Below are 22,605 nucleotides of genomic sequence, written 5' to 3'. Positions count from 1 at the left end.
CCGCGGCCTGCCTTCAGCGCGACAGCCCGAACAGCGTCGAGTTCACCCACCCGCGGTTGCCCAGCTCGTCGTCGACTTCCCACATCAGGTCGGAGCGGTTGCCGGTGGGGTAGAGCATCATGCCCACGTCCAGGTCGCGCACGGCGCCGCCGCTGCCGTCGGCGTTGCGCAGCAGGCGGCCGGGCTTTTGCATGGTCACGGCCTGGTGGTGGTTGGCGGCGGAGGCGTCCGTGGGCAGGCCGCCGAGCTGGCCGACCAGATCGGTATAGGCCTGCAGGTAGGCCAGGGTGACGACCTGGCCGATCTCGGTGTTGGCGTAGCCGCTGGCGCCGCCGCCGAGCAGGCCGCTGCGGAATACCGCGCCGCCCCCGCCCCAGCCCAGGTCGGTGTGGCTGGCGTGGCCCTCGGCCATGGCGACCTGCATGGACGAGCGCATGTCGGTGACGGTCAGCAGCACGTCGGCGGTCTTGCGGCTGATGTCGATGCCGCCCAGCACCGCCGCGGCGGTGCGGTTGCCGATCAGGCCGCCGATCAGGCCGCCGATGCGGTTGCCGCTGGAGTTGGCGTTCTGGGAGATCAGGTCGGGCACCAGCACGTAGTCGGCGGCGCGGATCTGGCCGCGGCCGATGTTGGAGCCGCCGCGCAGGTCGCCGGAGGCGGCCAGCTCGCGCTCGTCCTGCATGCGCGCCATGCCGCGGCCGCGGTCGACCAGTTCGAAGCAGCGCGAGCGGTTCACGAACAGCTTGATCAGCGCCGAGGGCGATGACAGCTGCTGGCCTGTCCACCAGTTGCGGCCGGGCGGCTCGTCCACCGCGATCGCGCCCAGGCTGCGGCTGCAGACCGGGATCTCGGCGGTACGCTGGGCGCGCTCGGCCTGCGCGCGCTGGGCGTGGGCCGGGGTGGAGGCGAGCAGTGCGGTGAGCAGAACCAGGGGCAGTGAAATCCTGAGGTAGGCGGACATGGCGTGATCGGCAAATGGAGGGGTCACTCCATACACGCGATTGGCGGCCGCCGACGGACAGCCGGTGGCCGCGGAGTCGCCCCGTGGTCCTGGCCGGCGCGGGCGCGCAGGTCTGCGCGACGGTTGGGAAACCCGCTTCCGATCCCCATAATCCGTGGATGACGATCAAATCCGACAATCCCGACCACGGCTTCCAGTTCCCCGGCGAGTTCGAGCTCACCGCGATGGGCCCTGCCGACGCCGGGCTGGAAACCGAGGTGCCGAACCTGCTGGCCGCGGCCGGCGTCGGCGTGGTGCAGGACTCGCTGGCGGTGCGCGCCTCGCGGGCGGGCAATTACGTGTCGGTGCGCCTGGCGTTCCACGCGGTCTCCCGCGAGCAGTACGAGGCCGCGCACGAGGCCGTGCGCGAACATCCGCACGTGAAGTGGACGCTGTGAGCGCAGCCGCGCAGCCCGGCGTTCCGCCGGCGCAGGTGCGCGACCTCGGCCGGCAGGCGTACGAGCCGGTGTGGCGCGCCATGCAGCGCTTCACCGAAGCGCGCGACGAAGCCAGCGCCGATGAAATCTGGCTGGTCGAACACGATCCGGTCTTCACCCTGGGCCAGGCAGGCAAGGCGGAGCACGTGCTCGGTGCCGGCGGCATCCCGGTGCTGCAGGTGGATCGCGGCGGCCAGGTGACCTACCACGGCCCCGGCCAGGTCGTGGCCTACCCGCTGCTGGATCTGCGCCGGCTGAAGATCGGCGTGCGCGACTACGTGTGCCGGATCGAGCAGGCGGTGATCGATACCCTGGCCGAGTGGAATATCGAAGGCGCGCGGCGCGAGGGCGCCCCGGGCGTGTACGTGGCCGGGGCCAAGGTCGCGGCGCTGGGCATCCGCGTGCGCCGAGGCTGCACCTTCCACGGCCTGGCGTTCAACGTCGCCATGGATCTGGAGCCGTTCTCCCGCATCAATCCGTGCGGCTACGCCGGCCTGCAGGTTGCCGCGGTCGCCGACCTGGGCGGCCCGTCGGGGGTGGACGCGATCAAGCCGGTGCTGCTGGAGCAGATCGGCCGGCAGCTTGGCCTCGTGCTGCACAAGTCCAGCGGCCTGCCGGACTTCGCCGCCGCCGCGTGACCCGGGCGGACGTTGCGATTGCACGCCCCGAGCGTTCCGCCGCCGGGCCGGCCGCCCACGGAGGGTGGTCTACAATGGCGGCCTGCATGACGTACGGTTCAAAGCCATGAATTCCGCCGCTGACAAGTCCATTCCGCTGCAGGTCGTGACGCCGGAGCCGGCCGGGACGCTGCGTCCGGGCCAGCGCCAGGTGGCGGCGGACAAGATCGGCCGCTCGCCGGTGGAGTTCGTGGAAGCGCCGGTGCTGCGCAAGCCGTCGTGGATCCGGGTGCGGATCCCGTCCCACGGCGCGGTCGCCGCGCTCAAGTCCAAGCTGCGCGAAAACCGCCTGGTCACCGTGTGCGAGGATGCCAGCTGCCCGAACATCCACGAGTGCTTCGGCCACGGCACCGCGACCTTCATGATCCTGGGCGATGTCTGCACCCGCCGCTGCAGCTTCTGCGACGTCGCCCACGGTCGACCGAAGCCGCCCGACGCCGACGAGCCGCGCCGCCTGGCCGAGACCGTCGCCGACATGGGCCTGAAGTATGTGGTGGTCACCAGCGTGGATCGCGACGACCTGCGCGACGGCGGCGCCCAGCACTTCGTCGACTGCATCAGCGCGATCCGCCAGGCCACCCCGGGCACGAAGATCGAGATCCTGACTCCCGACTTCCGCGGCCGCGGGCGCATGGATCGGGCGCTGGAGATCCTGGCGGTGAACCCGCCGGACGTGTTCAACCACAACCTGGAAACCGTGCCCGACCTGTACCGCAACGTGCGCCCCGGCGCGGACTACCAGTGGTCGCTGACCCTGCTTTCGAGGTTCAAGGCGCAGCATCCGCACCTGCCCACCAAGTCCGGGATCATGCTCGGGCTGGGCGAGACCATGGAGCAGGTGCAGGCGACCCTGCGCGACCTGCGCGCCCACGACGTGGACATGGTCACCATCGGCCAGTACCTGCAGCCCAGCGTGCACCACCACCCGGTGATGCGCTACTGGACGCCGGAGGAGTTCAAGGCGCTGGAGGATTACGGCATGGCCCTGGGCTTCACCCACGTCGCGTCCGGGCCGCTGGTGCGCTCGTCCTACCACGCCGACCGCCAGGCGGCCGAAGCGGGCGTTGCCGCGTAACCGCGCCGTTTTGCGGCCGGTCGCGCATGCAAGCGCCGTTCACGTCAAGGCCACGATGCCCGGTTAGAGTGGATTGCACCTGGTTGAAACCGCCGCGCGGCGCCGGATGGAAACTTTCGGCACTGTGACGCTGTCCACAACCATCCATACTCAGCCGGCAATCCGGGTTTTCCGGGCCGCCCTTCCCAGGTAACGACACCACGCATGAAAGCCTCCCGCCTGATCTCCGCCGCGCTGGTTGCCCTGGCCCTTTCGGTGCCGCTGGCGCTGATGGCGCGTTCGGGCGGGGAAGACGCGATCCCGGCCTCGGCCAGCCAGGATCAGGTGCGCACCTCGCGCCTGGTCTACGGCCTGCTGTCGGACAGCCGCTTCGTCTACCGGCCGCGGGAGATGGACGCGCAGATGTCCTCGGACATCTTCGACGGCTACCTGGAGTCGCTGGACGGCAACAAGATGTTCCTCACCGCGGCCGACGTGGCGCAGTTCGAACAGTACCGCGGGCAGATGGGCGCGGCGGTGCGGCAGGGCGAGCTGGAGCCGGCCTACGCCATCTATGCGCTGTACAAGCAGCGGGTGGCCGATCGCGTGGAGCACGCCCGCGGCCTGCTGGAGCAGGACATCTTCGATTTCACCGGCGACGACCGTTGGGAGTACGACCGCGAAGACGTGGAGTGGGCCAGCGCCGAGGAGCTGGACGCGGTCTGGCGCCAGTCCGTGCGCAACGACTGGCTGCGGCTGGTGCTGGCCGGCCGCGAGGCGGACGAGATCCGCAGCACGCTCGATCGCCGCTACCAGAACATGGCCAACAGCGTGGCCCAGCTCAAGGGCGAGGATGCGTTCCAGACCTTCCTCAACGCCTACACCGCGTCGATCGATCCGCATACCGACTACTTCAATCCGCGCAGCACCGAGCTGTTCAACCAGAACATGTCGCTGGCGCTGGAGGGCATCGGCGCCCAGCTGCAGAAGCAGGACGACGTGGTGGTGATCCGCGAGCTGATCCCCGGCGGGCCGGCGGCGCTGAGCGGGAAGTTCCGCCCCGGCGACCGCATCACCGGCGTCGGCCAGGGCGAGGACGGGCCGATCGAGGACGTGGTGGGCTGGCGCATCGACGACGTGGTCGAGAAGATCAAGGGCCCCAAGGACACCCAGGTGCTGCTGGAAGTCATTCCGGCCGGATCGGGCATGGACAGCGAGCCGGTCGAGATCGTGCTGACCCGCGCGCGGGTGCAGCTGGAGGAGCAGGCGGCCAAGTCCGAGGTGATCGACATCGAGGGCGTGGGCGAGGCGGCCGACAGGCGCGTGGGCGTGATCGAGCTGCCGGCCTTCTACCAGGATTTCCAGGGCCGGCGGAACCGCGACGGCGAGTACACCTCCGCCACCCGCGACGTGGCCAGGATCCTGGAACAGTTCAAGGCCGACGGTGTCGACGGGGTCGTGCTCGACCTGCGCGGCAACGGCGGCGGCTCGCTCAACGAGGCGGTGGAGCTGACCGGCCTGTTCATCGACACCGGGCCGGTGGTGCAGGTGCGCGAGTCGGGCGGACGGGTGAACGTGGAGGGCGTGCGCACGCCCGGCGTGGCCTGGGAAGGCCCGCTGGCGGTGCTGGTCAACCGCGGTTCGGCCTCGGCTTCGGAGATCGTCGCCGGCGCCATCCAGGATTATGGCCGCGGCCTGATCATCGGCGAGACCACCTTCGGCAAGGGCACGGTGCAGAACCTCATCGACCTGGATCGCCTGCCGACCGGCGAGGGCAAGCGCTACGGCTCGGTCAAGCTCACCGTGGCCCAGTTCTACCTGCCCGGCGGCAGCAGCACCCAGAACCGCGGGGTGGTGCCGGACATCCTGTTCCCGGTCACCGTGGATGCCACCGAGTTCGGCGAAAGCACCTATGACAACGCGCTGCCGTGGAACCGGATCGCCCCGGTGCCGCACACCCGCTACGGCGACTTCGCGCCGATCCTGCCGCGGCTGACCGCGCTGCACGATTCGCGGGTGGCCGAGGATCACGAGTTCCAGTGGTTCCTGGAAGATGTGGAAGAGGTTCGGGCCGAGCGCGCCAAGAAGTACGTGGTGCTCAACGAGGCCGAGCGCCGCGCCGAGCGCGACCGCCAGGATCGCAAGCGCCGCGAGCGCCAGGAAGTCCGCCGCGAGCAGGGGCTGCCGCTGGATCCGCTGGCCGAGGATCGCGACGACGGCCTGTTTGCCAGCGAGCGTGACATCGCCGTGGACACCGCCCGCGAGAAGGCCGCCGAGGAGCGTCCGGATCCGCAGCTGCACGAGTCGGCGGCCATCCTGGCCGACGCCATGCGCCTGCTGGACGGCGACCGGCAGCTCTCGGTGCAGGTGCTGCCGGAGTCGACCCGCCCCGGAAGCTGGGCCCGCTGAAGACCTGAGGATGGCGGCCGGTCGCAGGATCGGGCCGGATGAGCATGGGGAACGACGATGTGATTGATCGCCGCGGTCTGTGGACCGCGGTCGCCGCCTTCGTGCTGTGGGGGCTGATGCCGCTGTACTGGCACCTGCTCAAGGTGGTGCCGTCGTTCCAGATCGTGCTGCACCGGGTGCTGTGGGGCGCGCTGCTGGTGGCCGCCTGGCTGACCTTCAAGTACGGCCGCGGCTGGCTGCGCGACACCCTGTCGCGGCCGCGGGCGGCGGTGATGCTGGCCGTCAGCGGCACCCTGATCGCCTTCAACTGGGGGCTGTACATCTGGGCGGTCAACGCCGGGCACGTGGTCGAGACCAGCCTGGGCTACTTCATCAACCCGCTGCTCAACGTGCTGATCGGGGTGATGGTGCTGCGCGAGCGGCTGAACCGGGCCCAGTGGATCTCGGTCGCGGTCGCGGGCGCGGGGGTGCTGTGGTTGACGTTCAACTACGGCAGCTTTCCGTGGATCGCGCTGGCGCTGGCGGGGTCGTTCGGGCTGTACGGACTGATCCGGCGGCAGCTCGACGTGGGCCCGGTGCGGGGGCTGGGGGTGGAGAGCCTGTACATGCTGCCCATCGCCGTGGTGCTGCTGGCCTGGACGGCGGGTGGCCCGGACGGCGGCGGCCTGTTCGCCTGGGGCGCGCCGGCGGCGGCGCTGCTGGTGATGGCGGGTGCGCTGAGCGTGCTGCCGCTGATCGGCTTCGCGTACGCGGTGCGCAGGATCCCGTTCACCGTCATCGGGCTGATCCAGTACATCGGGCCGACCCTGCAGCTGATCTGCGGGGTGTTCTTCTTCGGCGAGCCGTTCGGCATGGATCGGGCGATCGGGTTCGGGTTCATCTGGGTTGCGCTGATCATCTTTGCCGGCGACGGCCTGTTGCGCGCCCGCCGCCGCGCGGTTGCCCCGGTCGCGTAGGAGCGCGCCATGCGCGCGAAGCCGCGGGCAGCTCAGCGCAGGGCGAGCCAGGCGATGGCCGCGCTGCCGAGGACGGCGATCGCGATCGTGGCGATCCACCAGCGGCGCGCCCGCAGCCGCAGCCGCCGCAGCCGCTCGTTGTGCACCGCGCGGGCCTGCTCGATCAGCGGTTCGGCGCGCCTGCGCGCGGCCACCTGCGCGGCCTCGCGGCGCGCCTCCGGCAGCTCGTCGATGCCGTCGTAGAAGGCGAACACGCTGCGATGGAAGTCTTCGTACAGCGCCTCCAGCTCGCGGCCGGACAGCCGCCGCAGCGCCTCGGGCGAGGTATCCACGTGAAGCTTGCCCTGCCGTCCGCTCATGCCGCCCTCAGCGCAGTGGTCACCGGCAGACGCGCCGCGCGCACGGCGGGGAACAGGCCGCCGACGAAGCCGATCGCCAGCGCCCACTTCAGCCCGTTCCACAGCAGCCCGGGCGTGACCTGGAACTCGAACGTGAGCTGGCCCACGCCGCCGGCCAGGGTGGACGCGGTGTAGCCGTTGAACACCAGCCATGCCAGCAGCCCGCCCAGCGCGCCGCCGATGGCCGCCAGCAGCATCGTCTCCAGCATCACCGCCACCACCACCGGCAGGCCGCCAAAGCCGATGGCGCGCAGGGTGGCGATCTCTCGCGCCCGCGCGGCGACGGTGGCGAACATGGTGTTGAGCGCGCCGAACACCGCGCCGATCGCCATGATCGAGCCGACCACGATGCCGATGATCCGCAGCAGCGTGGTCATGCCCTCGGACTGGCGGGCGAAGTAGTCGGCGGTGGTCTCCACCTCCACTTCCAGCCGCGGGTCGTCGTCGAGCGCGGTTTCGAACGCCTCGAACACAGCCGGATCCGCCAGCCGCAGCGTCAGCGAATTGCGGCTGCTGCCGCGGCGGTAGGTGGTGGCGACGATCCCGGCGTCGCCCCAGATCTCCGACTCCATCGCGTCGCCGGATTCGAACACGCCCACCACCTGCCACAGATCCGGCCCCAGGCGGATTTCGCCGCCCGGCTCAAGCCCGGCAAACTGCTGGCGGGCGCCGCGCCCGACCACCAGCTCGCGGCGCCCCGACTGCAGCGCCCGCCCTTCGACCACCCGCATCGCCGGGCGCACCTCCCAGGCGATCGGATCCACCCCGCGCAGCTGCACGCTGCCGTCCTCGTCGGCGGTGCCGCGCCGGGTGAGGCTGGCGGCCACCACCAGCTCCGCGGAGGCCAGCGGCACGTTGTCGGCGCTGCGCGCGACCTGCGGCATCTGCGCGATCGTGACCACGTTCTCGCGCGAGAGCACCGAGAGCACTTCCGCTCCCGAGCCGCCGCGCAGCACGATGGCCGTCCCCTCGTCGCCGGTCGAAGCCACCGTCTGCCGGTAGCCCTCGGCCATCGCCAGCAGCGCCACCAGCACCGCCACCACGCCGGCGATGCCGATCACCACCACCGAGGAGGCGCCCAGCCGCTGCGGCAGCGTGCTCACGCCCACGCGGGTGACGGAGCCGGCCTGGCGGCCGCTGCGGCTGGCCAGCATCCAGCCGGAGAACGCCAGCGCCAGCGCCAGGAGCACCGGCCAGGGCAGGACGATCCACGCCGCCAGGCCAACCACCACGACCATGCCCAGCCCGAGCCCTGAGAGCATGGAGCCGAGTTTCTTCATGGCGCCCGACCTGCCCATGCTCATCGCCCCGCCAGCGCGTCGACGATGTTCAGGCGCATGCCGCGTAGCGCCGGCAGCAGGCCGATGATCACGCCGATGGCGGCCATCAGCCCCAGGCCCAGCAGCCAGCTGTCCGGGCCGACCGGAGGCAGGGTGATCATGCCGCCGCTGGCCTGGCCCACCGCCGGGCCGGCCAGCATCGCCAGCCCCAGCCCGGCCACGCCGCCGATCACCACCAGCAGCACCGACTCGGCCAGGATCATCAGCAGCACGCTGGTGCTGGTGAAGCCGAGCGTCTTGAGCACGCCGATCTCCGAGGTGCGCTCGCGCACCGCTTGGGCCATGGTGTTGCCGGTCAGCAGCAGCAGGGTGAAGAACACCGCGCCCATGATCGAGCCCACGATCAGGCCGATGTCGGCCATCTGCCGCACCTGCGAGGCCATCGCCGCCTGCTCGCTCATGCTGCGGGTCTCGTGGCGCGAGTTGGCCGACAGCGCGTCGATGTCGCGGGCGATGCGGTCGGACTGGTGCACGTCGGCCACCCGCGAGATGTACCAGCCCACGTCGCCGCTGACGTAGGGCGTGGACTCCTCGAAATAGTCGTAGCGCATCAGGATCACCGCGTTGGCCAGCGGGTAGTCGGCGCCGTCGGCGGGGCTGAGGATGCCAACCACGTCGAATTCCCAGTCCATGCTGCCGTCGCTGTTGGGGTAGATCGACGACAGCAGCGGGATACGGTCACCGACTTCCCAGTCGTACCGGGCCGCAGTGTCCCTGCCGACCAGGATCCCGGTGCGGGTGCGGGCGAAGCCCTCGCGGGCCTCGCGCGAGGCCGCGTACTCGGGGTAGAGATCCAGGTAATTGTCCGCCACCGCGAAGGCGAAGACCTGGTTGCGCGGGCCCTGGTAGGTGGCCAGGAACCAGTTGGCCCAGGTCACGTCCACCACGCCGTCGACCTGGCCGATGCGCTGGCGCAGCGCCAGCGGCAGGGTGTCCATGAAGGAAAGCCGCGAGCTGGTCTGCAGGCGCTGGGCGCCCTCTGCGCTCTGGCCGATCTGCACGAACGCGGTGCGGATGCCGTCGAGCAGCCCGAACAGCAGGAACGCGGCCATGATCGAGGCCAGGGTCAGAAAGGTCCGCGCCTTGCGCCGGAACAGCGATGCCCAGACCAAGTGCAGGTACTTCATGCCGGCGTCCCGGTCACACCGCGTGCGCGGGCTGTTCGACCAGCACGCCCTTGTCCAGGTGCAGGGTGTGCGAGGCGTGGTCGGCGGCCTTGGGGTCGTGGGTGACCATGACGATGGTCTTGCCGTGCTCGCGGTTGAGTTCCTGCAGCAGGCCCAGGATCTCTTCGGCCGACTGCCGGTCCAGGTCGCCGGTGGGCTCGTCGCAGATCAGCAGGGTCGGGTCGGAGACGATGGCGCGGGCGATCGCCACCCGCTGCTGCTGGCCGCCGGACAGCTCGTTGGGCCTGTGCTTCGTGCGGTCGGCCAGATCCACCAGGGCCAGGGCGATCTGTGCGCGCCGCCTGCGCTCGGCGCCGCTGAGGCGGGTCAGCAGCAGCGGCAGCTCCACGTTCTTGAGCGCGCTCAGCGCCGGCATCAGGTTGTAGAACTGGAACACGTAGCCGACGTGGTGGCTGCGCCAGGCGGCGAGCTGGCCGGGGCCCATCCGGTCGATGCGCTCGCCGGCCACTTCGATCTCGCCCGCGGTCGGCGTGTCCAGTCCGCCGATCAGGTTCAGCAGGGTGGATTTGCCGGAGCCGGATGGGCCCATCAGCGCCACGAAGTCGCCCTCGGCGATTTCCAGATCCAGTCCGTGCAGCACCTCGACCGTCTCCGGCCCGCGCCGGTAGGCCTTGGCCAGGTTGCGAACCGACACCAGCGGCGGCGCGGGAGGGCTCACTGCAGCACCTGCACCCGGTCGCCGTCGGCCAGGCTGGCGGGCGGGTCGAGCACCACGTTCTCGCCGGCCGCCAGGCCCGAGTGGACTTCGCGCTGGCTGCCGATGGTCTCGCCCAGTTCGAGGGCGCGCTGCTGCACCTGGCCTTCCGCGTCGACGGTGAACGCCACGCTGGCGCCGTCGCGTTCGGCCACCGCCGCGGCGGGCACCCGCAGGCTGGGCGGCTCGTCGTGACCCGGCGCGCGCGGCTGCTCCAGGAAGCTCACCGAGGCGCCCATCTCCGGCACGATCCGCGGATCCTTTTCCTTCAGCGCGATGCGCACCTTGACCGTGGCCTTGCCGCGGTCGGCGGCGGGCACGATCGCGATCACCTCGGCCGGGATCTTCCAGTCCGGGTAGGCGTTGAGCGTGGCCTCCACCGGCATTTGCGGTTCAACCCGGCCGATGTAGGCCTCGCCCACGTCGACCTCGATCTCCAGCGAATCCATGTCCACCACGGTGCCGATGCCGGTGCGGGTGAAGCCGCCGCCGGCCGACAGCGGCGAGACGATCTCGCCCGGCTGCGCGGCCTTGGCGATCACCACGCCGGCGAACGGCGCGCGCACGATGGTGTTGTCCACGCCGATGTCGGCGATGTCGAGCTGGTCGGAGGCGACGTCGACCTGGCGCTGGGCGGTGGCCAGCTGGGCGCGCAGCGAGTCGCGGGTGGCGACCGCCTGATCGTACTGCGCGCGCGATACGAGTCGCTGGTCGACCAGCGATTGCAGCCTGCGGGCGTTGGCCTCGGCTTCGCCCAGCTGGGCCTGCACGCTGCCGACCTGGGTGCGTGCGGCGGCGAGCTGGGCGGCGGCCAGGCTGCGCTGGGCGTCGGCGTCCACCGGATCCAGGGTGGCCATCACCTGGCCTTGTTCGACCTGCATGCCTTCCTCGATCAGCACCTCGCGCACGCGGCCGGTGATTTTGGCCGAGACGGTGGCCATGCGCCGGGCGACGACGTAGCCGCTGGCGTCCAGCACCGAGGCCGGGGCGGCGCCCGCGCCGCCGGCCACCGGGGCCGTGCGCACCTCGGCCGCGCCGCCGCCGCCGAACAGGGCCGAGGCGGCCAGCGCCAGCAGGAGCAGCCCAGCCAACACGGCCAGGGTGATCCACAGCCACCGCCGCGACGGTGGCGGGGTGGGGCTGCGGTCGATGCGCAGTTCCCTGAGCAGTTCGGCTTTGTTGTTCATCGGCTCGGCAGTGGGTACGGATGCCCCGATTGTGACAGGGGGAGCCGCCGGCCACAGCCGGCGGTTGGTTGCCGGCGGCAGCACCCGGCCCGGCCAGTCTGGATCCGCAGCCGGTTCGCGTCACGTGACACCTGTCACCTGCGATGGCTGACCATCGCGACTGCCGCCGGGCCCGGCCGGGGCGCAGGATGGCGCCATGGACACGATCACGCCGCTTCGTAACGACGCCCCGCCCGCATCCGCGCACGCTCCTCTGGCGTGCCTGCAGGCGGCCCGCAAACGCTACGGCGAGGTGGTCGCCCTGGATGCGGTCGACCTTGCGGTGCATCCCGGCGAAGTGGTTTCGCTGCTTGGCGCCAACGGCGCTGGCAAGAGCACCGCGATCGGCCTGATGCTGGGCCTGCTGCAGGCCGACTCCGGCCAGGCCCGGCTGTTCGGCCAGGCGCCGGGTGCGCTGGCCGCGCGCCGCCAGACCGGGGTGATGCTGCAGGACGGCGGCGTCCAGGATGACCTGAGGGTGGGCGAGCTGCTGCGCCTGACCCGCAGCTACTACCCGCGTCCGCGCAGCGTCGACGACTGCGTGGCCCTGGCCGGGCTGGAGGGCCTGCTGGAGCGCCGCTACGACAAGCTGTCCGGCGGCCAGCAGCGGCGGGTGCAGTTCGCGCTGGCGGTCTGCGGCCGGCCGCGGCTGCTGTTCCTGGACGAGCCCACCACCGGCCTGGACATCCAGATCCGCCAGCGGCTGTGGCAGGCGATGCGCGCGCTGGTCGCCGAAGGCTGCGGCGTACTGCTCACGACCCATTACCTGGAAGAGGCCGAGGCGCTGTCGGATCGGGTGGTGGTCCTGGATCGCGGCCGGGTGGTCGCAGAAGGCAGCGTCGGTCAGATCCGTGCCCACGTCGCCCAGCGCCGCATCCGCTGCGTTTCGGTGCTGCAGGAAGCGCAGGTGCTGGGCTGGCCCGGGGTGCGCGCGGCCACCCGCGACGGCGACCGGATCGAGATCGTCGCCGAAGCCGCCGAGCCGGTGGTCCGCCGCCTGCTTGACGCCGACCCGACGCTGCAGGATCTGGAGGTGCTGCGCGCCGGCCTGGCAGATGCCTTCATCCACATCACCAGTGAACAGGAAGCCGCCTGATGAACGCCGTCGCCCAAGCCCCATCTTTCCGCGCGTGGCGCTGCTACCTGCTCGAAGCCCGGTACGAACTGCTGCGCCAGGTGCGCGAGCCGGCCTTCGTGCTGCCCACGCTGCTGTTTCCGACCGCGTTCTACCTGCTGTTCGGGGTGCTGCTCTCGCGCAGCAGCGCGGCGGCGGAATACATGCTGGCCGGCTATGGCGTGTTCGGGATCATGGGTGCGGCGCTGTTCGGCTTCGGCGCGGGGATCGCGCACGACCGCGAGCGCGGGCTGCTGCGGCTCAAGCGCGCGCTGCCGGCGCCGCCCGGCGCGTGGCTGCTGGCGAAGATGGTCGCGGCGATGGCGTTCGCGGCCGTGATCTCCCTGCTGCTGGCGTTGCTGGCCTCCACGCTGGGCGGGGTGGCGCTGGCGCCGTGGCAGTGGCTGGCGCTGTTCGCCGTCAACGTGGCTGGCGTGCTGCCGTTCTGCGCGCTGGGCCTGTACATCGGCAGCCTGGTCGGCGGTAACGCCGCAGTTGCGGTGGTCAACATCCTGTTCCTGCCGATGGCGTTCCTGTCCGGGCTGTGGATGCCGCTGTCGGTGCTGCCCGATGTCTTCACCCGGTTGGCGCCGGTCTGGCCGGCCTATCATCTGGGCCAGGTCGCGATGAAAGTGGTGGGGCACGACGCCGGCGGCAGCGCGTGGCTGCACCTGGGGGTGCTGGCGGTGGTGACCACGGTGTTCTTCGTGCTCGCGCGGCGGCGGCTTGCCGCGGCGGGCTGATTCCTCTCGAACGACCTTGCTGGAGTAGCGGATCATGAAACGACTCCCTGAAATCCTCGCCTTCACCGCCCTGGCCGCGACGCTCGGCCTGGCGGTCGCCCTGCAGGGCACCGCCGGCGACCGCTCCGGGGAGGCAGGCGAGCCGGCCGCCGGGACGGACGGCAACAGCTTCGCCATCCGCGGCGCGCGCGTGTTCGACGGCGAGCGCGACCTGGGCGTGGCCACGGTGGTGGTGCGCGACGGCGTGGTGGAAGCGGTGGCTGCCGATGCCGCGGTGCCCGACGGCCTGCCGGTGGTGGACGGCGCCGGCAAGACCCTGCTGCCCGGGCTGATCGACGCCCACGTGCACGCCTGGGGCGACGCCCAGCGCGACGCGGCGCGCTTCGGCGTCACCACCGCCTTCGACATGCACGGCATGGCCGACCGCCTGCCGGCGCTGCGCGAGCAGCGCGAATCGCTGGCCGACACCGGCCAGGCCGACCTGTGGGCGTCCGGGTATGCCATCACCGCGCCCGGCGGGCACGGCACCCAGTACGGCTTCCCGGTGCCGGCGGTGGACGCGGATACCGATATCGACGCCTTCATCGGCGCGCGGGTCGATGAAGGCGCGGACTTCATCAAGCTCATCGTCGAAGACCTGAGCGCCTATCCCGGCGCACCGACGCTGCCGACTCTGGCGCCCGCGCAGGTGTCGGCGGTGATCGCCGCCGCCCACGCCCGCGACCGGATCGCGGTGGCCCACGTGTCCACGCAGGAAGACGCGCGCCATGCGGTGGCGTCCGGGGTGGACGGGCTGGTGCACGTCTTCGCCGACGAGGTGGCCGACCGGGACTTCATCGAGGCGGCGGCTGCGGCCGACGTGTTCGTGACGCCGACCCTGGCGGTGGTGGCCTCGTTCGCCAACGCCGGCCACGGCGATGCGCTGGCGGCCGATCCGCGGGTGGGGTCGTTGCTCACCGCCGAACAGCGCGCGACGCTGGGCGCGGTGATCCCCGGCGTCCCGGCCAACGACAGGCTGGATCGGGCCATCGCCAGCGTGCGCGCGCTGCATGCCGCCGGGGTGACCATCCTCGCCGGCAGCGATGCGCCCAATCCCGGCACCGCGCACGGCGCGAGCCTGCACGCGGAGCTGGAGCTGCTGGTGGGCGCCGGGCTGTCGCCGGCGCAGGCGCTGGCCGCGGCCACGTCGCTGCCGGCCGCGCGCTTCGGCGTTGAAGGCCGCGGCCACGTCGCGCCGGGCATGCGCGCCGACCTGGTGCTGGTGGACGGCGATCCGCTGGCCGACATCACCGCGACGCGTACGATCGCCCAGGTGTGGAAGAACGGCTACCCGGTCGAGCGCGACCCGGCCGCCGGCGTGGTCGAGGCGCAGGCCGCGCCCGCGCAGACCTTGGTTGGCGACTTCGAGGACGGCACGTTCGGCGCGGCGTTCGGAAGCTGGCAGCCCACCACCGACCAGATGGCCGGGGGCGCTTCTACGGTCGAACATCGGCTGGTGGAAGGCGGCGCGGCCGGCTCGGCCGGGGCGCTCGCGGTGGCCGGTGAGATCCGGGCCGGGTTCCCGTTTCCCTGGGCCGGGATGATCTTCTTCCCGGCCGCCGAGCCGATGCAGCCGGTGGATTTTTCCGCGCGCACGGAGCTGGTGTTCCAGGTGCGCGGTGACGGCCGCAGCTACAGCGCGATGCTGTTCTCCGGGCCGTCGATGCAGTCCGTGCCGAGCACGCTGGCCTTCCAGGCCGGGCCGGAGTGGGCCGAGGTCAGGCTGGCGCTTGCGGACTTTCCCGGTGCGGATCTTTCACAGCTGCGCGGCATCGCCTTCACCGCCGGCCAGCCGGCTGGAAGCTTCGAATTCTTCCTCGACCGCGTGGAGCTGCGCTGACCGATGAGGGCGACCGATACCCTGATGCGCTGGCTGTCGCCGGCCCCTGACTCGGCCATCGCCTGGTCGGTGCGCCAGGGCCGATCGCCCTGGACGGATCTGGTGCACCTGCTGTGGTCGGCGTGGGTGTTTATCACCCCGGCGTTCTCGCCGGGCGGCTACAACGCCCGCTGGTGGCTGCTGACGGCGGTGTCGTATCCGCTGTTCGTGCTGCTGTACACGCGCGTGCTGGCCGCCCCGGCGCGCAGCGCCTGGCGCTACGCGGCGGCGATGATCGCGCTGTGCGTGGTGCTGCTGCCGTGGTATCCGTCGGGCATGTCGTACTTCGTGTTCGGCTGCGTGTTCCTGCACATGGACGGGCGCGGGCGGATATGGGCGGCGGTGGCGCAGGTGCTGCTGCTGGGGCTGGCCTTCGTCGGCTACGCGATCGTGCTGGGGTATCCGTGGCAGACGGTGGTGTGGATGCCGCTGGTGACGCTGATCGTTGCCACGGTGGTGCAGGTCGAGAACCTCAACCAGATCAAGGACGCGGCGCTCAAGCTGTCGCAGGAGGAAGTGCGGCGGCTGGCGGCCACGGCCGAGCGCGAGCGCATCGGCCGCGACCTGCATGACCTGCTGGGGCACACGCTGTCGATGGTGGCGCTGAAGTCGGATCTGGCGGCGCGCCTGGTGAAGCGCGATCCGGCGGCGGCGCGGCGCGAGATCGAGGAGGTGGCGGGCGGGGCCCGCCAGGCGCTGGATCAGGTGCGGCGCGCGGTCAGCGGCATCCGGGCGGCGGGGCTGGCGGCGGAGCTGGCTTCGGCGCGGCTGCTGCTGGAGACGGACGGGGTGGCGTTCGGCTACGAGATCGGCGAGGGCGGTGATGGTTCGGCGCTGCCGCCCGGGGTGGAGTCGGCGCTGGCGCTGACGGTGCGCGAGGCGGTGACCAATATCCAGCGCCACGCGCGGGCGCGTTCGGCGCGGGTGAGCTTTTCGGTCGAGGGCGGGGAGGCGGTGCTGCTGGTCGAGGATGACGGCCGCGGCGGCGCGATCGTGCCGGGCAACGGGCTGTCGGGCATGCGCGAGCGGCTGGAGGCGGCGCGCGGCAGCCTGCGGGTCGGCCCGGGTTCTGACGGCGGTACCCGGATCGAGGCGCGGTTGCCGCTGGCGGCGAACGATGATCTCCCGGCGACTTGAGTCTTCGTGCTGTGCGGGCGGGCCGGTGGGATGGCCCCTGGCGGGACACGCAGGCAAGTACGTCCATGTTCGCTTGTCGGCGCCGTCCATGGCGCCGACAGTCCCGCCAGGGGCCATCCCACCGGCCCCTCGTTGTCGCGGCGGAGAAGCTGGGGTCACACCGGCTTCTGGTAGCGTTCGGGGATGATCCGGATCCTGCTTGCAGAGGACCAGGCGATGGTGCGGGGCGCGCTGTCGGCGCTGCTGGGCCTTGAGCCCGACATCGAGGTGCTTGGCGCCTGCGCCGACGGCGAGGCGGCTTGGCGCGAGGTGCAGCGGCTGGGGCCGGATCTGCTGGTGACCGACATCGAGATGCCCGGCCTGACCGGGCTGGAGCTGGCCCAGCGCATACAGCGCCACGGGCTGGCGGTGAAGGTGGTGATCGTGACCACGTTCGCCCGCGCCGGCTACCTGCGGCGGGCGCTGGATGCCGGGGTGTCGGGCTACCTGCTCAAGGACGCGCCGTCCGAGGAGCTGGCGGCGGCCCTGCGCAAGGTCCACGACGGGGGCAAGGCGATCGATCCGCAGCTTGCGCTGGAGGCGTGGTCGGAGGCGGATCCGCTCAACGACCGCGAGCGCCAGGTGCTGCGGCTGGCCGGGGAGGGGCGTTCGGCGGGTGAGATCGCGGCGCAGCTGAATCTTTCCCAGGGCACGGTGCGCAACTACCTGTCCGAGGCGATCGGCAAGCTCGGCGTGGGCAACCGGATCGAGGCGCATCGGCTGGCGCGGCAGAAGGGCTGGCTGTAGCCGGCCCCGGCGGCGGTACACTGCCGCCATTCAACCGGGGATGCAGCGATGACGACTTCAAGCACACCCGCGAGCCTGCGCGTGATCGGCTGGCTGGCGCTGTTCTGGAACCTGGTGGGCGTGGTGATGTTCATCATGCAGACCGGGCTGACCGCCGAGCAGGTCGCGGCGATGCCGGAGGAGCGGCGGATGGTCTACGAGGCGATGCCGCCGTGGCTGACCGTGGCCTACGCGGTGGGCGTGTTCGGGGGAACGCTGGGTGCCTTTGGCCTGCTGCTGCGCAAGCGCTGGGCGGTGGTGGCGTTCGGCGCGTCGCTGTTGGCGGTGGTCGCCAACATGGTGGGCGTGTACGTGCACACGCCGGCGTGGGAGATCTCCGGGGCGGCCGGGCTGCCGCTGGGGATCCTGCTGATCGCGATTGCCGCGTTCCTGTTCGGGTACGCGCGCCGTGCCGCGGCCCGGGGCTGGCTCGGCTGAAGCCGGCCAGCCGTCCCCGCGGGCGGTGGAGGGGGTAAACTGGCGGCTGGTTCATCCACGCGTATCCCGCCATGTCCGCTGTCCCCGCCCAATCCGAGCAGGCCAACGCCCGCCAGACCTACGAGGTTCGCCGCGGCGACCTGCCGCTGAGCTGCCCGCTGCCGTCGATGGCGCTGTGGAACTCGCATCCGCGCGTCTACCTGCCGATCGAGAAGGACGGCGGCGAGACCGACTGCCCGTACTGCAGCGCCCATTTCGTCCTGGTGGACTGAGCCGCGGCCGCGCGGAAGGATTCCGCCATGCCCGGCCGCCAGCGCCTGACCATCGTCCAGCTGCTGCCGGCCCTGGAGTCCGGTGGGGTGGAGCGTTCCACGATTGAGATCGCCCAGGCGCTGGCCGCGGCCGGCCATCGCGCGGTGGTGGTGTCGGCCGGAGGCCGCCTGCTGCCGGCGCTGCAGGCGACGGGCGCCGAACATGTGGCCCTGGAGATTGGCCGCAAGTCGCCGCTCACCTTCCGCCACGTGCCGCGGCTGCGCCGGCTGCTGCTGGAGCTGGATGCGGACATCGTCCACGCCCGCTCGCGGCTGCCGGCCTGGATCGGCTGGCGCGCGCTGCAGGGGATCGCGCAGGCGCGGCGTCCGCGCTTCGTCACCACCGTGCACGGACTCAACTCGCCCTCGCGCTACAGCGCGATCATGGCCCGCGGCGAGCGGGCCATCTGCGTGTCCGGAACTGTTCGCGACTACGTGCTTGAACACTATCCGCAGACGGATCCGGAGCGGCTGCGGGTGATTGCGCGCGGGATCGATCCGGCGGCGTTCCCGCGTCGGCCGGCCCCGGATCGCGAGGCGCGGGCGCGTGCGGCCGAAGAACACCCGCAGCTGGGAGGAAGCGGCCCGCTGATTCTGCTGCCCGGCCGCGGCACCCGGCTCAAGGGCCACGCCGACGCGCTGGCGCTGCTGGCATCGCTGCGCTCGCAGGGATCCGATGCGCGGCTGTGGATGCCGGGCGCGCGCGAACCGGGGCGCGAGCGCTATCTGGAAGAGCTGGGACACCAGGCCGCGCAGCTGGGCGTGTCCGGCGCCCTGGCGATGACCCCGCCCACCGCGCGGATTGCCGAGGCCTATGCCGCCAGCGACCTGATCCTGCAGCTGTCGCGCAAGCCCGAGGCGTTCGGCCGCACCGTGCTGGAGGCGCTGTCGGTGGGCCGCCCGGTGCTGGGCTGGAGCCACGGCGGGGTGGGCGAGCTGCTGCGCGAACTGCAGCCGTCCGGCGCCGTGGCCGCGTTCGACCGGCAGGCGCTTGCCGCGCGCGCGCTGGATCTTCTGCGCGACCCACCCGCGCCACCCGCCGCGATCCCCTATACCCTGTCCGCGATGCAGGACGCCACGCTTGCCGTATATGACGAATTCGACCGCCGCTGATTCGACCGCCGCTGGATCCGGCGCGGCCGCGCCTGGCTGGCGCTGGTCGCCGCATTTCGTACTCGCCTTCGTGGCGCTGTGGCCCGCGCCCGGCTACGCCGAGGGGGTGATGGTGCTGGGCGCGCTGGTGGCGATCGTGCTGCTGCTGCGCGCGCGCTTCGCCAACGGCTCCGCGCTGCTCAGTGTGCAGGCGTGGGCGCTGACCACGGTGCTGTTCTGCGCCTACTGGCTGCCGGAGGTGTTCTCGGTGGTGGGCGCGGTGGACGGCCCGCGGGCGATGCGCGAGGCGCTGGTGGACATCCGCTACCTGCCGTTCCTGTGGCTGGTGGCCTCGTCGGTGGCCAATGCCCGCGGGCGGCGGATCACCTTCATCGGCCTGGCGGTGATCGTGGCGGTGTGGACGGTGGACGCGCTGGCCGAGGCATTCGCGGGCACCAGCCCGCTGTTCTTCGGCATCGATCAGCTCAAGCAGCTCATCAGCGGCGGGCCCATGTGCTCGGCGGAGGATGTCGAGGCGGCCGATCGCCTGGGCGGGGTGCTCGGGCCCTGCAACCTGAAGATCGGGCTGGTGCTGGCCAGCCTGTCGCCGTTCCTGCTGTTCCCGGTGGCGCGGCGCTGGGGCACCGTGGGATGGGTGGTGGTGGCCGCGGCGGTCGGGCTGGCGGTGCTGCTGGCCGGTGCGCGGGCTTCGTGGATCACGTTCGCGCTGGTGCTGGTGTTTTCCGGCTGGGGACTGCTGGGCTGGAAGCGGATGCTGCTGGTGTTTGCCGCCGGCGCGGCGGTGCTGGTGGCGCTGACCCTGGGCTCGCCGGAGGTGCGTGAGCGGGTGGAGCGCACCGCGCAGCTGGCCACCGCCGACGAGTCGGGCGTGGACATCGCGCTGTCCGGGCGCCTGCGGATCTGGGAAGGGGCGCTGTGCATGGTGCGCGAAAGCCCTGTCAACGGCGTGGGCGTGCGCGGCTTCCGCGCCGCCTGGCCGGAGTGCGATCCGGTGCCGGAGCACGCGCCCGCCTGGGGTGACGGCCCGGCCCTGCACGCGCACCAGATCGTGCTGGAGGTGCTCAGTGAAACCGGCATCCTCGGCCTGCTGCTGTGGCTGGCCGGGGCGGCGCTGGCCTGGCGCGCCTGGCGGTTCTCCGACAGGGCGGCCCGCGAGCGGGCGCGTCCGGCGATGCTGGCGCTGGCGGTGACGGTGTTCCCGCTCAACACTCACCTGGCGTTCTATTCGACGTTCTGGGGCGGCCTGACCCTGATGCTGGCCGCGCTGTACGCCGGCAGCCTGCTCGCCCGCGAAGAACCCGGATCCGACCCGGGATAGGCGCGCACGGCGCGGTCTACCGCGGGGCGTAGACGTCCCCGCCGTCTGGACGGCGCTTGAAGCGGCGGTGGATCCACAGGTACTGCGCGGGGGCCGCACGCGCCATGTCCTCGATGCCCGCCATCACCCGCGCGGTATCCGCCGTCGCGTCGCGTGACGGAAACTCTTCGAATGCCGGCGACAGGCTCAGCGTGTAGCCGCCATCGTCCCGGCGCCGGTGCCGGAACAGCAGCACCGCCGCCCCCGACATGCGCGCCAGCTGGTGGGTGGAGGTCAGGCTGTGCGCGGGCTGGCCGAAGAACGGCACGTAGACCGCGTCGCCGCGGCTGGGATCCTGGTCGGGTGCGTACCACAGCAGCCCGCCGCGCTTGAGATGGCGCACGCTGCCGCGCAGATCCTGTTTGGGAAACATCGCCGCCGCATAGCGCGCGCGCCCGCGGCGCACCGCCCATTCCATCGCCGGCTCCGAGTGCGGCCGGTACATGCCGGCCAGCGGCACGTGGTCGCACATCAGCCGTCCGCAGACCTCCAGGGTGGTGAAGTGGCCGGACACCACGATCACCCCGCGCCCGTCCGCGCGCGCGGCCTGCATGTGCTCCAGGCCTTCCACCACCAGCCCGCGCCGCAGCGGCGCCACCGATCCCCACCACGCCCGCGCGAACTCGAACAGGCCGATGCCCAGCGCGTGGAAGTGCCCGCGCAGCAGGCGCCCGCGGGCGTCGTCGTCCAGCTCCGGGAAGCACAGCTGCAGGTTGCGCACGGCGATGCGGCGGCGGCTGCCCAGCAGCACGCGCAGCAGGCTGCCCAGCGCCCGCCCGAGCCCGCGCTGCAGCGGCCACGGTATCCGTGCCGCGGCGGCCATCAGCCCGATGCCCAGCCAGGTCGGCCAGTGGCGTGGCGCAAGCGGCGGCCGGGGGAAGGGAGCGGGCGTGGTCATGCGCAGATTGTAGAGGGCCGCGGCGGTGGGCAACGGGTATCCTTGCGCGATGCGCGAAGCCCTGACCGAACGCCTGCTGCGCGGCCTGTACTCGGCCGCGCTGTACGTACTGGTGCCGGTGACGGTGTACCACCTGATCTGGCGCGGGTTCCGCCAGGTGGAATACCTCCACCGCTGGGGGGAGCGCTACGCCTCGTACGCGGATGAACCGCACCGCGCCACCCTGTGGGTGCATGCGGTGTCGGTGGGCGAGGTCAACGCCGCCGCGCCGCTGGTGGATGCGCTGCTTGCGCTGCGCCCGGGCATGCGCCTGCTGGTCACCACCATCACCCCCACCGGTTCGGCGCGCGTGTCCAGCCTGTGGGGCGACCGGGTGGAGCACGCGTACCTGCCCTATGACCTGTCCGGCGCGGTGGAACGCTTCCTGGATCATTTCCAGCCCCGGCTCGGGCTGATCGTGGAGACCGAGCTGTGGCCGAACCTGCTGTTCTGCTGCCGCGACCACGGCGTGCCGGTGTACATCGTCAACGCCCGGCTGTCGGCGCGCTCGCTGCGCGGCTACCGCGCGCTGCGGCCGCTGGTGGGCCGCGCCCTGCGCACCACCCGCAGGATCGCCGCGCAGTCGCCCGAGGATGCGCGGCGCTTCCGGCGCCTGGGCGCGCGCGAAGACCAGGTCGCCGTGACCGGGAACCTCAAATACGACATCGCCGCGGATCCGGAGGTGGAAGCCTTCGCCCGGGCCTTCCGCGAGCGTGCGGGCCCGCGGCCGGTGTGGATCGCCGCCAGCACCCACGTGGACGAGGAGGCGCCGGTGCTGGAGATCCATGCCCGCCTGCGCCGGCGCTGGCCCGATCTGCTGCTGCTGTGGGCGCCGCGCCATCCCGAACGCTTCCGCGCCGCCACCCAGCAGGCGGTGGATGCAGGCATGCGCACCGCCACCCGCACCCTCACGCGCGAGCCCGACGCCGACGACGCCGTATTCGTGATCGATACCCTGGGTGAGCTGACCCGTTTCTACGCCTGCGCCGACGTCGCCTTCGTGGGCGGCAGCCTGCAGGAGATCGGCGGCCACAACCTGCTGGAGCCGGCGGCCATCGGAACCGCGATGGTCACCGGGCCGCACCTGCACAACTTCGCCGACATCGCCCGCCGCCTGCGCGAAGTGGATGCGCTGTGCGTGGGCCGCGATGCCGGCGCGGTGGGTAGGGAGGTGGAGGCACTGCTGGCCGGCCCCGAGCGGCGCGAGCGCATGGCCGCCGCCGCCCTGAAGCTGGTCATCGAAGGCCGCGGCGCGGTCGAGCGCACGCTCGCGGTGGTCGCGCCGGATCTGCCCGAATCGTCGGCGCCGGGGCCCGGACGGGCCTGACGCCGAC

22 protein-coding genes are annotated in these 22,605 nt (G+C 71.9%); 15 read left to right on the top strand and 7 right to left on the bottom strand.

Annotation, left to right across the window (positions count from 1 at the left end):
* Positions 1–13 precede the first annotated feature (13 nt).
* On the bottom strand, positions 14–961 hold the full coding sequence (locus ACOZ90_RS07130; protein ID WP_422892960.1) for a CsgG/HfaB family protein: 948 nt from the start codon (positions 959–961) through the stop codon (positions 14–16).
* A gap of 158 nt (positions 962–1,119) precedes the next feature.
* Here ACOZ90_RS07130 and ACOZ90_RS07125 point away from each other — a divergent pair, with 158 nt between their 5' ends.
* From ACOZ90_RS07125 to rarD, 5 genes are all read left to right on the top strand, one after another.
* The gene (locus ACOZ90_RS07125) at positions 1,120–1,398 is read left to right on the top strand and encodes a DUF493 family protein (RefSeq protein WP_422892959.1); all 279 of its coding nucleotides are present in this window, start codon (positions 1,120–1,122) and stop codon (positions 1,396–1,398) included.
* Complete coding sequence (gene lipB / locus ACOZ90_RS07120) at positions 1,386–2,075, top strand: lipoyl(octanoyl) transferase LipB (RefSeq protein ID WP_422892958.1); 690 nt, start codon at positions 1,386–1,388, stop codon at positions 2,073–2,075. The genes ACOZ90_RS07125 and lipB overlap by 13 nt, the downstream gene beginning before the upstream one ends.
* Before the next feature lie 106 nt (positions 2,076–2,181).
* Positions 2,182–3,189, top strand: coding sequence for a lipoyl synthase (lipA, locus tag ACOZ90_RS07115; RefSeq protein WP_422892957.1), 1,008 nt, complete (start codon positions 2,182–2,184; stop codon positions 3,187–3,189).
* A 204-nt stretch (positions 3,190–3,393) separates the two neighbouring features.
* Complete coding sequence (locus tag ACOZ90_RS07110; RefSeq protein WP_422892956.1) at positions 3,394–5,577, top strand: carboxy terminal-processing peptidase; 2,184 nt, start codon at positions 3,394–3,396, stop codon at positions 5,575–5,577.
* A gap of 44 nt (positions 5,578–5,621) precedes the next feature.
* Positions 5,622–6,533, top strand: coding sequence for an EamA family transporter RarD (gene rarD, locus ACOZ90_RS07105; RefSeq protein WP_422892955.1), 912 nt, complete (start codon positions 5,622–5,624; stop codon positions 6,531–6,533).
* A gap of 32 nt (positions 6,534–6,565) precedes the next feature.
* Here the strand turns inward: rarD and ACOZ90_RS07100 are convergent, their stop codons facing one another.
* Genes ACOZ90_RS07100 through ACOZ90_RS07080 form a run of 5 tightly spaced genes read right to left on the bottom strand, consistent with a single transcriptional unit; the run spans position 6,566 to position 11,339 of the window.
* Positions 6,566–6,892, bottom strand: a complete 327-nt coding sequence (locus ACOZ90_RS07100) for a hypothetical protein (protein WP_422892954.1) — start codon at positions 6,890–6,892, stop codon at positions 6,566–6,568.
* Positions 6,889–8,211, bottom strand: coding sequence for an ABC transporter permease (locus ACOZ90_RS07095; RefSeq protein WP_422892953.1), 1,323 nt, complete (start codon positions 8,209–8,211; stop codon positions 6,889–6,891). Before ACOZ90_RS07095 ends, ACOZ90_RS07100 begins: the two co-directional genes overlap by 4 nt.
* A 20-nt stretch (positions 8,212–8,231) precedes the next feature.
* Positions 8,232–9,398, bottom strand: a complete 1,167-nt coding sequence (locus ACOZ90_RS07090; RefSeq protein ID WP_422892952.1) for an ABC transporter permease — start codon at positions 9,396–9,398, stop codon at positions 8,232–8,234.
* Positions 9,399–9,411: 13 nt separating this feature from the next.
* Positions 9,412–10,095: an ABC transporter ATP-binding protein gene (locus tag ACOZ90_RS07085; protein WP_422893177.1), complete on the bottom strand. Its 684-nt coding sequence runs from the start codon at positions 10,093–10,095 to the stop codon at positions 9,412–9,414.
* Between the two features lie 17 nt (positions 10,096–10,112).
* Positions 10,113–11,339: an efflux RND transporter periplasmic adaptor subunit gene (locus ACOZ90_RS07080; RefSeq protein ID WP_422892951.1), complete on the bottom strand. Its 1,227-nt coding sequence runs from the start codon at positions 11,337–11,339 to the stop codon at positions 10,113–10,115.
* 196 nt (positions 11,340–11,535) lie between these two features.
* Between ACOZ90_RS07080 and ACOZ90_RS07075 the strand changes: the two genes are divergently transcribed.
* From ACOZ90_RS07075 to ACOZ90_RS07035, 9 genes are all read left to right on the top strand, one after another.
* Positions 11,536–12,474, top strand: a complete 939-nt coding sequence (locus ACOZ90_RS07075; RefSeq protein ID WP_422892950.1) for an ABC transporter ATP-binding protein — start codon at positions 11,536–11,538, stop codon at positions 12,472–12,474.
* Positions 12,474–13,235: an ABC transporter permease gene (locus ACOZ90_RS07070; RefSeq protein WP_422892949.1), complete on the top strand. Its 762-nt coding sequence runs from the start codon at positions 12,474–12,476 to the stop codon at positions 13,233–13,235. The genes ACOZ90_RS07075 and ACOZ90_RS07070 overlap by 1 nt, the downstream gene beginning before the upstream one ends.
* A 34-nt stretch (positions 13,236–13,269) precedes the next feature.
* Positions 13,270–15,114 carry a CIA30 family protein gene (locus tag ACOZ90_RS07065; protein WP_422892948.1) on the top strand — a complete coding sequence of 615 codons (1,845 nt, stop codon included), beginning with the start codon at positions 13,270–13,272 and terminating at the stop codon, positions 15,112–15,114.
* Positions 15,115–15,117: 3 nt separating this feature from the next.
* The gene (locus tag ACOZ90_RS07060; protein WP_422892947.1) at positions 15,118–16,290 is read left to right on the top strand and encodes a sensor histidine kinase; all 1,173 of its coding nucleotides are present in this window, start codon (positions 15,118–15,120) and stop codon (positions 16,288–16,290) included.
* 183 nt (positions 16,291–16,473) lie between these two features.
* Positions 16,474–17,076, top strand: a complete 603-nt coding sequence (locus ACOZ90_RS07055; RefSeq protein WP_422892946.1) for a response regulator — start codon at positions 16,474–16,476, stop codon at positions 17,074–17,076.
* 48 nt (positions 17,077–17,124) lie between these two features.
* Positions 17,125–17,553: a hypothetical protein gene (locus ACOZ90_RS07050; protein WP_422892945.1), complete on the top strand. Its 429-nt coding sequence runs from the start codon at positions 17,125–17,127 to the stop codon at positions 17,551–17,553.
* Positions 17,554–17,624: 71 nt separating this feature from the next.
* Positions 17,625–17,825, top strand: coding sequence for a zinc-finger domain-containing protein (locus ACOZ90_RS07045; protein WP_422892944.1), 201 nt, complete (start codon positions 17,625–17,627; stop codon positions 17,823–17,825).
* A gap of 27 nt (positions 17,826–17,852) precedes the next feature.
* Positions 17,853–18,977 carry a glycosyltransferase gene (locus tag ACOZ90_RS07040; RefSeq protein WP_422892943.1) on the top strand — a complete coding sequence of 375 codons (1,125 nt, stop codon included), beginning with the start codon at positions 17,853–17,855 and terminating at the stop codon, positions 18,975–18,977.
* Positions 18,955–20,295 (top strand): O-antigen ligase family protein, encoded by a 1,341-nt coding sequence (locus ACOZ90_RS07035; protein ID WP_422892942.1) that lies wholly within the window; start codon positions 18,955–18,957, stop codon positions 20,293–20,295. Before ACOZ90_RS07040 ends, ACOZ90_RS07035 begins: the two co-directional genes overlap by 23 nt.
* 16 nt (positions 20,296–20,311) lie before the next feature.
* On the opposite strand, the gene lpxL is transcribed toward ACOZ90_RS07035, so the two are convergent.
* Positions 20,312–21,232, bottom strand: a complete 921-nt coding sequence (gene lpxL / locus ACOZ90_RS07030; RefSeq protein ID WP_422892941.1) for an LpxL/LpxP family Kdo(2)-lipid IV(A) lauroyl/palmitoleoyl acyltransferase — start codon at positions 21,230–21,232, stop codon at positions 20,312–20,314.
* Between the two features lie 49 nt (positions 21,233–21,281).
* Here lpxL and waaA point away from each other — a divergent pair, with 49 nt between their 5' ends.
* On the top strand, positions 21,282–22,598 hold the full coding sequence (gene waaA, locus ACOZ90_RS07025; RefSeq protein WP_422892939.1) for a lipid IV(A) 3-deoxy-D-manno-octulosonic acid transferase: 1,317 nt from the start codon (positions 21,282–21,284) through the stop codon (positions 22,596–22,598).
* Positions 22,599–22,605 lie beyond the last annotated feature (7 nt).

It is taken from the genome of Luteimonas dalianensis (assembly GCF_049339425.1).
Classification (GTDB): Bacteria; Pseudomonadota; Gammaproteobacteria; order Xanthomonadales; family Xanthomonadaceae; genus Luteimonas; species Luteimonas dalianensis.
The sequence above is the reverse complement of the archived record's forward strand: the minus strand, read 5'-3'. Positions and strand labels throughout refer to the sequence as shown.